Annotated in this window: 15 protein-coding genes; 9 read left to right on the plus strand and 6 right to left on the minus strand. The window is 38.2% G+C overall.

Features of this window, described 5'->3' with window-relative positions; translation table 11 throughout:
- Positions 1-31: 31 nt before the first annotated feature.
- Both HHL20_RS07865 and HHL20_RS07870 read right to left on the minus strand, forming a co-directional pair.
- Positions 32-1048, minus strand: coding sequence for a ligase-associated DNA damage response exonuclease (locus tag HHL20_RS07865; protein WP_169230597.1), 1017 nt, complete (start codon positions 1046-1048; stop codon positions 32-34).
- Positions 1049-1101: 53 nt separating this feature from the next.
- Entirely contained in the window at positions 1102-2598 is a 1497-nt protein-coding gene (locus tag HHL20_RS07870; RefSeq protein ID WP_169230598.1) for an aminotransferase-like domain-containing protein, read from the minus strand.
- Between the two features lie 65 nt (positions 2599-2663).
- Here HHL20_RS07870 and HHL20_RS07875 point away from each other — a divergent pair, with 65 nt between their 5' ends.
- The 6 genes from HHL20_RS07875 to HHL20_RS07900 all read left to right on the plus strand — a co-directional run bounded on the left by HHL20_RS07875 (position 2664) and on the right by HHL20_RS07900 (position 8088).
- Positions 2664-3287: a hypothetical protein gene (locus HHL20_RS07875; protein ID WP_169230599.1), complete on the plus strand. Its 624-nt coding sequence runs from the start codon at positions 2664-2666 to the stop codon at positions 3285-3287.
- Entirely contained in the window at positions 3280-4389 is a 1110-nt protein-coding gene (locus HHL20_RS07880) for an aminotransferase class I/II-fold pyridoxal phosphate-dependent enzyme (protein ID WP_169230600.1), read from the plus strand. The genes HHL20_RS07875 and HHL20_RS07880 overlap by 8 nt, the downstream gene beginning before the upstream one ends.
- 6 nt (positions 4390-4395) lie before the next feature.
- Positions 4396-5028, plus strand: coding sequence for a dethiobiotin synthase (gene bioD / locus HHL20_RS07885; RefSeq protein ID WP_169230601.1), 633 nt, complete (start codon positions 4396-4398; stop codon positions 5026-5028).
- On the plus strand, positions 5025-6008 hold the full coding sequence (bioB, locus tag HHL20_RS07890; protein ID WP_169230602.1) for a biotin synthase BioB: 984 nt from the start codon (positions 5025-5027) through the stop codon (positions 6006-6008). The genes bioD and bioB overlap by 4 nt, the downstream gene beginning before the upstream one ends.
- Before the next feature lie 44 nt (positions 6009-6052).
- Positions 6053-7318 carry an adenosylmethionine--8-amino-7-oxononanoate transaminase gene (gene bioA, locus HHL20_RS07895; RefSeq protein WP_169230603.1) on the plus strand — a complete coding sequence of 422 codons (1266 nt, stop codon included), beginning with the start codon at positions 6053-6055 and terminating at the stop codon, positions 7316-7318.
- Positions 7319-7380: 62 nt separating this feature from the next.
- Complete coding sequence (locus tag HHL20_RS07900; protein WP_169230604.1) at positions 7381-8088, plus strand: DUF421 domain-containing protein; 708 nt, start codon at positions 7381-7383, stop codon at positions 8086-8088.
- Between the two features lie 142 nt (positions 8089-8230).
- Here HHL20_RS07900 and HHL20_RS07905 read toward each other — a convergent pair whose 3' ends face one another.
- From HHL20_RS07905 to HHL20_RS07920, 4 genes are all read right to left on the minus strand, one after another.
- Complete coding sequence (locus tag HHL20_RS07905; RefSeq protein ID WP_169230605.1) at positions 8231-8380, minus strand: hypothetical protein; 150 nt, start codon at positions 8378-8380, stop codon at positions 8231-8233.
- Between the two features lie 269 nt (positions 8381-8649).
- Entirely contained in the window at positions 8650-9456 is an 807-nt protein-coding gene (locus HHL20_RS07910) for a ferritin-like domain-containing protein (RefSeq protein WP_169230606.1), read from the minus strand.
- 25 nt (positions 9457-9481) lie between these two features.
- Positions 9482-10192: a ferritin-like domain-containing protein gene (locus HHL20_RS07915; protein WP_169230607.1), complete on the minus strand. Its 711-nt coding sequence runs from the start codon at positions 10190-10192 to the stop codon at positions 9482-9484.
- A gap of 83 nt (positions 10193-10275) precedes the next feature.
- On the minus strand, positions 10276-10845 hold the full coding sequence (locus tag HHL20_RS07920) for a fasciclin domain-containing protein (RefSeq protein WP_169230608.1): 570 nt from the start codon (positions 10843-10845) through the stop codon (positions 10276-10278).
- Positions 10846-11123: 278 nt separating this feature from the next.
- Here HHL20_RS07920 and HHL20_RS07925 point away from each other — a divergent pair, with 278 nt between their 5' ends.
- From HHL20_RS07925 to HHL20_RS07935, 3 genes are all read left to right on the plus strand, one after another.
- Positions 11124-11693: an RNA polymerase sigma factor gene (locus tag HHL20_RS07925; protein WP_228463127.1), complete on the plus strand. Its 570-nt coding sequence runs from the start codon at positions 11124-11126 to the stop codon at positions 11691-11693.
- A gap of 1 nt (position 11694) precedes the next feature.
- A complete protein-coding gene (locus HHL20_RS07930; protein WP_169230609.1) occupies positions 11695-12504 on the plus strand; it encodes an anti-sigma factor in 810 nt (269 codons plus the stop codon).
- Between the two features lie 329 nt (positions 12505-12833).
- On the plus strand, positions 12834-13778 hold the full coding sequence (locus tag HHL20_RS07935) for an aldo/keto reductase (protein ID WP_169230610.1): 945 nt from the start codon (positions 12834-12836) through the stop codon (positions 13776-13778).
- The last annotated feature ends 62 nt before the right edge of the window (positions 13779-13840 follow it).

A 13840-nucleotide genomic window follows, 5' to 3' on the forward strand; every position in this document is an offset into this window, starting at 1 on the left:
CAAACCTTCAAGGTTTCAGAAACCTTGAAGGTTAATTTTCTATGACTTCTTTTTCTTTTTCTTCCTCATCATCATCTCCGTATAATGTTTCTACGACATCCGATGTAATTCCGATTTCATTAAGATATTTCGAAAAAACTTCGGTTTGCCCGTGTGTAACGTGTACAAGTTCAGCTTCTGTTGCTTTTATAGCCTGCAAAAGTCCTTTCCAGTCGGCGTGATCACTCATTGCAAAGCCTGCATCCGCACTCCGCCATCTCCTGGCTCCGCGCACCTGCATCCAACCGGAGCATATTGCTGTTGCCGCATTCGGAATTTTCTTGATAACATTGGAGTCTAATAGAGCAGGCGGAACAATGACGATTTCATCTTGAAGATGTTTTACACTTTCCCTGAAATCCGGAATTTCATAATCCGGAAGATCAATTCCTACTGTTTCAAAAGCTTCATTTAGTTTTCCTATAGAATAGTGAACATGAATTTTCCCAAGTCCTTCCACCGCTTTCATAATTCTTTGTGCTTTCCCTAAAGAATACCCGATAAATACTGAAGTTTTCTGATTTTCTTTGTTTCTGAGAACCCAACTCTGAAGTTTTTTATTGAGGTCATCCACTTCCAGCCAGTTGTAAATGGGGAGTCCAAAAGTGCTTTCCGTGACAAATTCATTGCAACGTACGAGTTCAAAAGGAGTACTTAATCCGTCATCCTGTACTTTATAATCTCCGGAAACCACGCTTACATATCCTTTATATTCCAGCCTTATTTGTGCCGAACCGATAATATGACCGGCAGGATGCAGCGATACTTTTACGCCGTTGATGTTTATGACTTCACCATATCCTACGCTCTGGCATTCAATATCTTCACTGATTCTTTTATATAAAATTGGTTTTGTAAAATGATGGCAAAGATATTTTTTCATTCCCCAACGGGCATGATCGGCGTGTCCGTGGGTAATGACAGCCATATCGACCGGCCGCCAAGGATCAATGTAAAATTTTCCCTGGGGGCAATAGATACCTTTGTTTGTAAATGTAATTAATTTCAATGGGTAAAGATTTAAAATTCTATATTCAAAAATTCAACCAAAAACAGAATGTTTTACTTATTATCTCCATTAAGGATGCTTTTTACATTCTCTGAAAGAATTTCAACCGATTTTTCCATTTCATTACATGTAAAATTTCCGAAACCCAGACGCATCGCCGTACGATTTCTGTCTTGATAGAGTAAGGTTTTAGGTATAAACAGGTTATTCTGTGAACATTTTTTTGAAAGCTTCATAAGATTTACCGGAGTTTTCCATTCTGCCCAGAAAGCGAGTCCGCCGGAAGGTATTTTAAAATCGATGTATTCATTCAGGTGCTGTTCGAGTAAAGAAGCAAAATGATCTCTCCGTTCTTTATAGATTTTCAGGGATTTTTTCAGGTAACGGCTGATTTCTCCTTCCGCAATCATTTCGCCAAGAACATGTTCCATCAAAATATCACCCTGCCTGTCGATAATACCAAGATATTTTCTCATTTCAGCCATAAGATTTTCAGGAGCTACAATAAATCCCGTACGAAATCCCGGAGCCAATAATTTCCCAAAAGATCCAATGTAAATCACCATGCCTTTTGTATCAGCGCTTGCTAAAGGCAGAATAGGGCTTTTATCATAATGGAAATCATAGTCGTAATCGTCTTCAAGAATAATAAAACCGTACTCCTGTGAAAGGTTTAAAAGTTCCAGTCTTCTTTTTGCACTCAGCGTTACCGTAGTAGGATAGTGGTGGTGAGGAGTGAGATACAGCATTCTGATTTTTTGCTTTTTACAGATTTTCCGTACTTCTTCCACGCTGATGCCTTCTTCATCAATCGAAACAGTACGGATATTAACTCCGGTACGCTGAAAGATCATATTAACGGAAAAATAACTTAGCTCTCCTACCAGTACGATATCGCCCGGAGACAACAAAATTTCCGAAACAATATAGATGCTCATTTCCGTGCTTCTTGTAATGAGAAGATTATTTTTTGAAATAGGCAATCCTCTGGACAAGTTTAAATATTCTGATAGATGCTCCTTAAAAAATTCACTGCCGTCATAATTGTACTGTCCGATTTTGTGAGCTTTTCTCTTTAATATTGAACTGTAAATACCGGAATACTGATCTACCTGCGTAAGCCGTATATCCGGGATTCCATCATTAAAAATATACTCGCAGGCAGAATGTTCAAAAGGATTATCGAGAATATTGGAAGTTTTGAAAGAAAATCCAGCTTGTTTAGGATAGTTTTCCAGATTATTTTGCCCGGAAGTCTGTATTATTGATGCATTTTTTTGTTCATTTCCTATTACAAAAGTTCCTTTATTTGGAAAAATTTCTATCCACCCCTGAGCCAGAAGCTCTTCATATACAGAAACAATTGTATTGCGGTGAACTTCCAAAAGTATGCTCAGCGTCCTTGTTCCCGGAAGCTTTGTACCAAACGGAAGAAAACCGCGCTGAATGGCATTGATCAACTGATTGGAGATTTGCATATAGACAGAAACATTGGAAGATCGGTCTATTGTTATAATACTTTGGTAAGGAATTAAAACCGGACTATTCATTATCTTAAAACTGGCACTATACAACCATCCGGCAATATACTACTTTTAAAGCAAAACTATAAAAAATGACACTTTATAATCTTCTGGAAAAAATTGTCACTGATGATGAAGTTCACGCCAAATGGCTCAATACATTATCTTATATGGAAAATGCTGGCGCCCGAAAAATTTCGGCATGTGAGCATCCTTCCGATGTAAATCTTATTCAGCTGAAGCATGCAGCAGAAGAACATCGCCACGCCTATTATCTTAAAAAACAAATTCTTAAGATTAACTCAAATACTTGTGAAAATTACCAAAGAGAACATTTGCTTGCATCTACTGCTACCAGGCAATACCTTAAAAATCTTGACATAAAAACTTGTAAATATTTACAGAATGAATTTTCGTTGACTAAGGAACAGTTGAAGTATGCCGCATATCTTTTTGTGACGTATGCAATTGAAGTTCGTGCAGATGAATTATATCCGGTTTATCAGGAAATTCTTACGAAATATAGCTCAAAGATCATGGTTAAATCCATTATTCTTGAAGAAGAAGGCCATCTGGAAGAAATGATCAGTCAGCTGGATAATTTTTGCGAGCAATGGAAAATTCATGCAGAACATATTCTAAAGATAGAAAACGATCTGCACCAGCAATGGATTGACAGCATTTCACAGGAAGTTTTGAAGACAGAACATGTGTAATCATTTTTTACCGTTGGAGGAAGCTTTAGAAAAAAGAAAACAGGCGGGAATCTTAAGAACGTTACGAAGCAGAAAGGAAGGCGTGGATTTTTATTCCAACAACTATCTTGGATTTGCAAAAAATAAAACTTTCCTGAAACTGCTTTTAAAAACGGTTCAGGAAAACCCTGAATTACTCGAAGGAAGCACCGGTTCAAGGCTCATTAGCGGAAATACTTCTGTGGTTACAGAAACGGAAGAATTTATTACCAAAGAGCACCAATATGAATCTGCACTTTTGTTTCCTTCCGGATATAATGCTAATCTTGCTTTATTTGCTGCACTTCCGAACCGTCATGACACGGTTATTGTGGATGAAAAAATTCACCGTTCGGTACATGATGCCTGTAAAATGTCAAATGCTAAAAAAATAAAATTCAGGCATAATGACTGCGGACATCTTGAAGATATTCTGAAAAGACAACAGGGTACTGTTTATATTGCGATTGAAAGCCTGTATTCCATGGACGGAGATTTTTCTCCTATCTCGGAGATTGCAGATCTTGCCGTAAAATATAACGCCGCTCTTATTGTGGATGAAGCTCATGCTTTCGGGGTTTTCGGATATGGTCTTGTCGACAGATTTCATCTTCAAAAGAACGTTCTTGCAACAGTCGTGACTTACGGAAAGGCATTAGGAACACACGGAGCCGCCGTGTTGACGAATGATATGATAAAATCTTACCTCATCAATTTTGCCTCATCTTTCATCTATACCACTGCCGCCCATGATTTCTTATGGATGAGCATTAGAAAAGGATATGAATTTTTAAATGAAAACAATACAGCACCTGTTCAGCTACAAAAAAATATCAACATTTTCCGAAGAGGTAATATAAAGAGTCCTTCCGACGAAAACAGTCCGATACAGGCCATCATAATTCCTGACAATCATCAATTGAAGATGCTGGCAGAAACATTATCTGATAACGGTTTTTTGATCTATCCCATTTTCAGCCCGACCGTAAAAGAAGGTACCGAGCGACTGAGAATCTGCCTGCACAGCTTTAATACAGAAGAAGAAATCGTCATGCTTACAAAAATTATTAATGAATTTATCTGAAATAAAATGCAACAAGAAGAACTTTCAGTACAGAAATTATTCGTTACCGGAATCGGGACCGAGATAGGAAAAACCGTTTGTTCTGCAATTTTAACGAAATTTTTTAATGCAGAATACTGGAAACCCATACAATCCGGAGATCTTGATTTTTCCGACAGCATGAAAATAAAGAGCTGGACCGGTGAAAATACAATTTGCCATCCCGAAACATACCGTCTGAAGTTGGCGGCGTCACCTCATCAATCGGCAAGAGAAGAGGGGATTACTATTGATTTGAACAATTTTAAGCTTCCTGAAACACACAATAATGTAATTGTAGAAGGAGCAGGAGGCCTCATGGTTCCATTAAATGATGAAGATGTAATGATAGACCTTATTCAAAAACTTAATATTCCCGTTGCATTGGTGGTCAAAAATTATTTAGGATGCATCAATCATACACTATTATCGCTTATGGCCTTAGAGCAAAGAAAAATCAAATTAAAATACATCATGCTGAACGGAGATTTTCCAGCGGATACTGAAAGAATCATCCTTAAAAACACCCAACCTGAAACTGCTGTCATTAGAATTCCTCATTTAGATGAAATAACAACTGAAAATATAGAAACTGCTGCAAAACAATTAGAAAAGATATGAAAGAAAACACAACGTTACGAAATGACTGGACCCGGGAAGAGATCGAACAGATCTACAATCTTCCACTTCTTGAGCTTATCTACAAAGCTGCTACCGTACACCGCGAATGGCATAATCCCGAAGAAGTTCAGATGTCTACTTTACTTTCCATAAAAACAGGAGGGTGTCCGGAAGACTGTTCTTACTGTGGTCAGGCAGCCAGATATCACACCGATATCAAAGTTCAGGCATTGCTGCCTACGGAAAAGGTTATTGAACACGCCAAAAAAGCAAAAGAAGGAGGCTCTTCGAGATTCTGTATGGCCGCGGCGTGGAGAGAAGTTCGCAATAACCGGGACTTTGACCGTGTCATTGATATGGTAAAAGGCGTTAACGAACTGGGAATGGAAGTATGCTGCACACTGGGAATGCTTACCGAAGAACAGGCAATTCGTCTGCAGGAAGCAGGTTTGTATGCCTATAACCACAATCTTGACACTTCAGAACAATATTACGAAGAAATTATTTCAACCAGAACATTCGACAACAGAATCAATACGATCAATAATGTAAGAAAAGCCGGAATTACGGTATGTTCAGGGGGAATTATCGGATTGGGAGAAACACACGGCGACAGGATCTCCATGCTTTTAACCTTAGCAACAATGCCTAAGCATCCGGAATCAGTTCCCATCAATGCATTGGCAAGAGTGAAGGGTACACCACTCGAAAATAATGAGAAAACGGATACATGGGAAATGGTAAGGATGATTGCTACAGCGAGAATTATTATGCCTTCATCAATGGTTCGCCTCAGTGCAGGAAGAATTGAAATGACTGATTTTGAACAGGGCTGGTGTTTTATGGCAGGAGCAAATTCCATTTTTACCGGAGAAAGAGAGACCCTTCTTGTCACCCCGAATCCGGGAGTCTCTGAAGATATGCAGCTTCTGAAAACATTAGGATTAAAGCCTATGGTGAAAGAGAAAACAATGTGTTAAAATAAATGGTGAATGGTCATTTGTTAATTTTTTAAATTGGATTTATGAATTTATCTGAACGCGATAAAGCCGTCAACTGGCATCCTTATACCCAGATGAAGACGGCCGATGATATTATTCCGATTGTGAGAGGAAAAGGTATCTATCTTTTTGATGATCAAGGCAAACAGTATATTGATGCAGTTTCTTCATGGTGGGTTACTCTTCATGGTCATGCCCATCCTTATATTGCAGAAAGAGTTTCCGAGCAGCTCCATACTTTGGAGCAGGTTATTTTTGCAGGGTTTACCCACGAACCTGCCATACAGCTTTCGGAAAACCTGCTGAACATTCTGCCGGAAAACCAGAAGAAGGTTTTTTATTCTGATAACGGATCCACTGCTGTAGAAGTAGCTTTAAAAATGGCCATTCAGTATGCCTACAATGAGAACCATAAAAAAACGAAAATCCTCGCTTTAAAGAATGCTTACCATGGAGACACTTTCGGAGCCATGTCCGTAAGCGGAAGAAGTGTATGGACACAGCCCTTCAGCGAAATGCTTTTTGAAGTTGTTTTTATTGATGCTCCGACTACAGAAAACCTTGACAGCTTAAAAAAATTCATTAAAAATATTTCCGGGGAAATCGCGTGTTTCATTTACGAACCTCTTATCCAGGGCGCTGCAGGAATGCTGATGCATAAGGCAGAAGATCTTTCGGAATTAATGAAATTCTGCAGAGAACAAAAAATTCTGATGATCCAGGATGAGGTGTTTACCGGTTTTGGAAGAACAGGAAAACTATTTGCTGCCAATCATCTTTCTGAACAGCCGGATATGATGTGTTTTTCTAAGGGACTTACCGGAGGCACAATGCCGATGGGTATTACCAGCTGTTCTCAGGAAATTTTTAATGCTTTTTTATCTGATGACCAATACAAAACATTGTTTCACGGACACTCTTTCACGGCAAATCCGCTGGCCTGCACAGCAGCTCTGGCAAGTATGGAGCTTTTACTGAAAGAAGAAACCCGGCAGCATATTGAGCATATTGTAACAAAACATTCCGAATTTTCAGAAATATTAAGACAGCACCCAAAAGTTGAAAATATAAGGCAGACCGGTACAATCCTGGCATGGGAAATTATAAGTGGTCAGCAAACCTCCTATTTTAATGATATTGGTAAACTGTTGTATAAAGAATTTTTGAAAAGGGGAGTGCTTCTTCGTCCGTTGGGAAATATCATGTATCTGGTTCCGCCTTACTGCATTACAGGAGATGAGCTGGATCTTATTTATCATCATATTATAAAAGTTCTGGATGATTTTTAAAACCTTTAAATTCAGCATATACTCTTGGCTCATTATTTGAATTTTAAGAGCAAATATTTAATATGCTATCTGTATTTCTTTTACAATTTGACTTGAAAGAACTTCTTCTGGGACAGGAAGAATGGTCGTTTCTCTTGGAGATTGCGCTCAGGACCATTATTATGTTTGTGACGATTATTATCGGCCTGCGGGTTTTGGGGAAAAGAGGGGTAAAACAGCTTTCTCTTTTTGAGCTGGTTGTTATTATTGGTCTGGGGTCTGCGGCAGGCGATCCGATGTTTTACAGAGAAGTAGGTATTGTTTCTTCAATTCTTGTTTTTGTACTGATTATTTTAATGTACACTCTGGTTACTTATCTTATAGGAAAGAGCAAGAAATTTGAGACCCTTTTGGAAGGTAAATCAATATGCCTCATTGAAAACGGAGAATTTTCCATTGAGAACTTTAAAAAAGAAAACCTTGGAAGTGATGAGTTTTTTGCTGAATTAAGGCTGAAAGGCATTTCTCATCTGGGACAGATTGACCAGGCTATTGAAGAGGTTTCCGGTGAAATAAGCGTTTTTTATTTTGAGGATGAAAAAGTGAAATACGGTCTTCCAATTATGCCCGATTCTTTATGCAATCCTTTAACGTTTATAAATGATGGCGGATATTACTCATGCATATTTTGCGGACATACGGAGGAAAAAAATCCGGGAGTCGCAGGCAAATGCCAGAAGTGTAAAAAGGAAAAATGGATCCCGGCCAGCAACAGAAAGCGTATTACATAAAAAAAAGGCCCCTAACGGAGCCTAAAAAAACACAAATGATGAAAAAAAATTATTTCGATTCACAAATATAGTAAAAATTTGTATAAGTCAAAACTTAATTCAACTTATTTTATAAAATCTAAACCCCGCTAAAAACTTTATTTTACCCTGCATTCAACCTCTGTGATGTGGTACAAAAGCCAGTTGCAAGCAGAGCTAAAACCCCTACAGCAAAAATTTTCGCTGTATTTTTTATTCCTTCTCCAATTATTAAATTCTTTTTCGGAACCTGAAGAGATGCTGTTGTTTTCATATATTAAAGTTACAAAATAAATCATATAATATCAGGAACATATCTAATAAAAATTAGGTTAACAAAATACGTTTATGATTCCGGTCATAAAATAAGCTATGCAAAGCTTCCTATTTTTGAAGCATAGATATACTCTATATTTCAAGTTTTAAAAGGCAAACAAACTTCTCTGCAAAGAGGAGTTTTTTTTTGGAAGTATACATAAAGATATTAAATAAAAATCCCCTCCCGGAAAGGGAAGGGACTACACCCAATAGTAAGAAATTATTTTAAACAATAAATAATGATGCAATGGTTTGGGCATCACTACCCGTTAATATTTCATCATAAGCTGCAGAACCCGCTGCTGCTCCGAAGGCTGCAGCCGTATTAAATCCTGCCTGTACAGTGTTCTGCTCTCCTGCATACACCGGATTTGTTGCTGCAGGCATACTTCCGCCATCGGCAAGTTCTATCCATCCTTTGTTAGCCCGCATTCTTCTTACCTGTGAGGCATGCCTTGCTTCCACGGAATGTATTTGTAAAGCTGCCTGCAAAACTGTCTTATTGCTCATTACATTTCCCGCCTGTCCTTTATATGCACGCACTCCCGTGTCTTCAAAAGCCTGTGCCAATATCAAGAACTGGCTGTAATCGGTAAAAGGAGCAAAAGCACCTCCAGCGGTAAAATCAAAAGTAGGTTTTGCACCCGGTATAACATTTAGCGAAGTGAGGGTATTTTTAAGGAACGTTACGTGTGCAGATTCATGCTTGGCAATCTGCATGAAAACTGTCCTGTCCGAATTCGGAATCAGCCCTGCGGTGGAAAGTCCCATTGCATAATATTCGTTTTCCAGATATTCAAGAACCAAAGCGAGCTGCAGAGCATCGGTTAAAGTATTTTTATACGTATTTCCTCCGGTTAGATCTGCCGCTTTTGCAGGAGTGGTCATTATTGCACCCAGCCCGAGCGGAATAGAAGCTACCGCTGCTTTCTTCCCAAAAGCGGAAATGCTTGTTAACGTTTCTAATCTTGAAGCCTCTTTGGTAAAAAATTTATCGTCAGAAAGCTTATCCAGTAATTTAAGAATGTTCATAATGTAATTTTTTTGAAGTGAGTAATTATCCGATTCCCTGTTCTTTCCATGTGAAAGGTGTTTTTATGAATCCTCCCGCTGCCATAACGATATCTTTAGGTTCTTTAGCCAGATCAAGCCCGTTGTTGTCGATAATATCATCACCGGAAAATGCTGCCGTTCCGGGATTGATAAGATTCCTGATAGCTGATGCATGCCTTGCTTCCACAGATACAATTTTTCCGGCAATTACAAGATAATCCGGATTGGTAATGAATTTCCCTGCTCCGTTGTAAGCGGCAACCCCCGTATCTTCCAATGCTTTTGCGGTAGCCAATACAGAGTTTCGGTCGTTAAAATTTACATTCGGATATTGGAATTCCAGTGTTGGTAAAACATTGGAAGTAGCCCCGCTGATGGCTGCTTTAAAGAAATCCCGGTGTATCACTTCATGATGATAGAGATCGGTAAAAAGTTCTTTTTCTGCAGCTGAAATCCCGGAATAAAAATTATTGACCACCTTAGTGTAAAAATCGGCTTCCAGTTGTTCCAGGGCGTATGCATAATTGAGAACGCCTACATCGCCTTTACCAAGGTCGAAAACATCGGTTTGCATAAAATCGTATGCATCGTTATCGTCACAACCAACCAGTGCAAGTCCTGCTATAGCCAGACCCACGCCGCTCAGCTTCAAAAAATTTCTTCTGCCTGTATCCAGAGTAGCACCCTGGTTAGAAACATTAATTGTTTTTTTCATAATATTATTGGTTTAAGTGTTATACTTTTCGATAGAGAATAAAAAAACAGCATAACAAGTATGCTGTTTAACAACTAACACCACTACGGCATTAAAACCGTATCTATTACATGAATCACTCCGTTTGACTGATTAACATCAGCTATTGTAACGTTTGCATCATTTCCTTTAGAATCTCTCACGTACAGATTTTTACCTTTGGTCCAGAACGTAAGCTCTTCGCCTTCTACTGTTTTCATCATGCTTTTACCGTTGCCGGCTTTTACCGCAGCCCAGATTTCTTTAGCACTGTATCTGCCTGGTAAAACATGATAGGTAAGGATTTTTGTAAGCATCGCTTTATTCTCAGGCTTCACAAGGTTTTCTACTGTTCCTTTCGGTAACTTTGCGAAGGCTGCATCAGTAGGAGCCAATACCGTGAAAGGACCTTTTTCCTGTAATGTTTCAACAAGCCCGGCTGCTTTTACAGCTGCAACCAATGTCTTATGGTCTTTAGAATTTACGGCATTCTCAATGATATTTTTCGACGGGTACATCGGTGCTCCGCCAACCATTACCGTTTTTTCTTTCATGCTCTGGGCGGCTGCGTTACCACTGAATGCAAATGATAAAGCCATCATACCCAATACTGCGATTTTTGATTTTGTGTTCATTTTTTGATTTTTAAGTTAATATGTATTTGAATATATTTTTGTGTATACATCCATTTACGAGGGCGGTTCTATTTTAGTTTTAAAAAATTTAAAATAAATTATAACTCGTTAAAAACCAAGTAATTATTTTTGTAATAATTCATACATATCAACATAAAATTATTTAATTCAAGGTTTTTAACTATTATATTTGAAGATTATTAAACGGGTGATTAATTTTAATAAGCATTTAAAAGATGGTGTGAGTATTGCTTATTATCTGTTTTATTTTATTACATTTGAAAACAAAAATATTCGCTATTAAAACACAGTATTCGGAAGAGCAGCTGATCGTTTTGCTAAAAGAGAAAAACGAAAATGGTTTTCATTATCTGTATGACCATTATTCCGGCGCACTTTATGGTGTGATCCTCCGAATCGTTCAGTCTAAAGAGTACACCGAAGAAATCATTCAGGATGTTTTTGTAAAAATCTGGAATTCTATCCACCAGTACGATTCATCAAAAGGAAGGTTTTATACCTGGATGATCAATATTGCCAGAAACACAGCCATTGATTATTTAAAATCAAAAAGCTTTCAGAACGAACTCAAAAACCAACCGTTGCCGGATTTCGTATATAACTCTGCAGAACTTTCCACTACAAACAACTCATCAGATTTTATCGGGTTCAGTAATGTGCTGGAAAGTTTGGAGACCGACAAGAAGGAACTTATCGATCTTGCATATTACCAGGGATATACCCAGAATGAAATTTCCGAAAAGCTGAAGATACCCCTGGGAACGGTAAAAACAAAGATGCGTAACGCACTGATGAAATTAAAGGATTTATTAAAAGATTATCAATAAATTGAACACTAAAGGATACATATCATCCGGAATTATAGAATCTTATATTCTAGGTCTTGCTTCTCCCGAGGAGGCAGGTATTTTGGAGTGTGTGATGAAGAATAATGCTGAAGTAAAAGCAGCTTTTGAAGAGGCGCAGAAAACATTGGAAGACCTGGCCACAGCACAGGCAATAACGCCTCCCGATGATTTGCGGGCCAAGATCTGGAATAAAATTCAGCAGGAACAGAGTGCCGAAGAAATATCACCGGTCGTTTCCACAGTTATCCCTGCCGCCAAACCTCAGGAAGAAATCAGGATTCAGGGGAATACAAACTGGAAAACATATGCCGTTGCCGCATCCGTATTATTCCTGATAAGTATCGCCGGAAATATTTTCTGGATGAATGATCAGGCAAAAGCGAAACAGGAAATTGCCAGAATGAGCACTGAAAAGAAAAATCAGGATCTGGCCATGCAAAAGATGAATCAGAAAATGGATATGATTTCAAATCCCGACATGAAAATGGTGATGCTGAAAGGGGTAGAGAAGCATACGGAATCAAAAGCAATGGTTTTCTGGGATACCAAAACGAAAGCAGTGTATGTAAATGCAGACAAACTGCCGAAAGCTCCTGAAGGAATGCAGTACCAGCTTTGGGCAATTGAAGACGGGAAACCGGTAAATGCCGGAATGTACACGGAAGAAAAGGACAGCAAAATTGCACTCGCCAACATACCGAAAGCTCAGGCTTTTGCCATCACACTTGAAAAGCAGGGAGGAAGCCCGGTGCCAACGATGGAAAACATGTATGTAATGGGAGAGATTTAAAAAGCAAAAAAACAATAATAAGAAGATCAGCAAAAAGCTGGTCTTTTTTATTGATCAAAATATTTAAGAGCTATTTAATTTTATTCAATAAATTTTATAGCTTTCTTAATTTTCTAAATTAAATAAACGTTGTTTTTTCTTAAAATTAATAATGAGAATGTCAGTAAGTTGAACTGATTAAAGAATCAATATATTAATTTATATTTTTTAAGCTGAAGTATCTTAATGCCTAATGGAAAAAATAAATTTCAAATTAAACAAAGCTCTAAATTAAAAGTTCTTTGGTATGAAATTCTCTGTTAAAAGCAGTAAACCAATCATTAACTAATATGGAAAAACGGACAATTAAAAATACAGATTTACAGATAGCTCCCATTAACTTCGGAGGAAATGTTTTCGGATGGACACTGGATGAGAAGCAGTCTTTTGATATTCTGGACAGGTTTACTGATGAAGGCTTTAATTTTATAGATACTGCAGACACCTATTCCTGGTGGGTAAATGGGAAAGGAGGGCAGTCGGAAGAAATTATCGGAAAATGGATGAAAAACCGCGGAAAAAGAAATGACCTGGTGATTGCTACAAAAGTAGGTTCCGAAACCAAGGAACATGGCTTTGATATCAGCAAAAAACATATCCTCAAATCCGTAGATGAATCTTTACAGCGATTACAGACTGACCATATTGATCTGTATTATACTCATTTCGATGACAAGAAAACACTGGTAGAAGAAACACTTCAGGCTTATGATGAAATTATAAAAGCCGGGAAGGTACGTTATATTGCTGCTTCCAATGTTTCTTCTGAAAGGCTCCGAGAATCATTTGAAGCAGCAGAAAAGAATAATCTGCCAAAATACGTTGCCCTGCAGCCCCATTACAACTTAATGGAAAGAGAAGGTTTTGAAAAAAATTATGCTCCGTTAGCCGAAGAATTCGGATTGAGCGTTTTTCCTTACTGGTCGCTGGCTTCAGGATTTTTAACCGGAAAATACCGAAATGAAGATGATTTAACGAAAAGCCAGCGAGGAGAGGGCGCCAGAAAATATCTGAACCCGAAAGGAATGGAAGTTTTGAAAGCTTTGGATGAAATCAGTTCGAGACATAATGCGAAACCTGCAACTGTAGCATTAGCGTGGTTACTTTCTCAGCCTTTGATCACAGCTCCTATTGTAAGCGCAACAAGCGAATCTCAATTGGAAACTTTATTTGCAGCTCCAAAACTTCAACTGGAAAAAGAAGATCTTGATTTGCTCAACAAGGCAAGTCAATAGTATTATAAAAGCCGTTCAGAATCATCTGAACGGCTTTTTATTAATGCAAGGCTTAATCTATT

It is taken from the genome of Chryseobacterium cheonjiense, from assembly GCF_012927265.1.
In the GTDB taxonomy this organism is placed as follows: domain Bacteria; phylum Bacteroidota; class Bacteroidia; order Flavobacteriales; family Weeksellaceae; genus Chryseobacterium; species Chryseobacterium cheonjiense.

Excerpts from the sequence above, each read along its gene's own strand:
- HHL20_RS07870 (WP_169230598.1), bottom strand. The coding sequence starts at position 2,598 with ATGAATAGTCCGGTTTTAATTCCTTACCAAAGTATTATAACAATAGAC.
- HHL20_RS07875 (WP_169230599.1), top strand. The coding sequence starts at position 2,664 with ATGACACTTTATAATCTTCTGGAAAAAATTGTCACTGATGATGAAGTT.
- HHL20_RS07880 (WP_169230600.1), top strand. The coding sequence starts at position 3,280 with ATGTGTAATCATTTTTTACCGTTGGAGGAAGCTTTAGAAAAAAGAAAA.
- bioD (WP_169230601.1), top strand. The coding sequence starts at position 4,396 with ATGCAACAAGAAGAACTTTCAGTACAGAAATTATTCGTTACCGGAATC.
- bioB (WP_169230602.1), top strand. The coding sequence starts at position 5,025 with ATGAAAGAAAACACAACGTTACGAAATGACTGGACCCGGGAAGAGATC.
- bioA (WP_169230603.1), top strand. The coding sequence starts at position 6,053 with ATGAATTTATCTGAACGCGATAAAGCCGTCAACTGGCATCCTTATACC.
- HHL20_RS07900 (WP_169230604.1), top strand. The coding sequence starts at position 7,381 with ATGCTATCTGTATTTCTTTTACAATTTGACTTGAAAGAACTTCTTCTG.
- HHL20_RS07905 (WP_169230605.1), bottom strand. The coding sequence starts at position 8,380 with ATGAAAACAACAGCATCTCTTCAGGTTCCGAAAAAGAATTTAATAATT.
- HHL20_RS07910 (WP_169230606.1), bottom strand. The coding sequence starts at position 9,456 with ATGAACATTCTTAAATTACTGGATAAGCTTTCTGACGATAAATTTTTT.
- HHL20_RS07915 (WP_169230607.1), bottom strand. The coding sequence starts at position 10,192 with ATGAAAAAAACAATTAATGTTTCTAACCAGGGTGCTACTCTGGATACA.
- HHL20_RS07920 (WP_169230608.1), bottom strand. The coding sequence starts at position 10,845 with ATGAACACAAAATCAAAAATCGCAGTATTGGGTATGATGGCTTTATCA.
- HHL20_RS07935 (WP_169230610.1), top strand. The coding sequence starts at position 12,834 with ATGGAAAAACGGACAATTAAAAATACAGATTTACAGATAGCTCCCATT.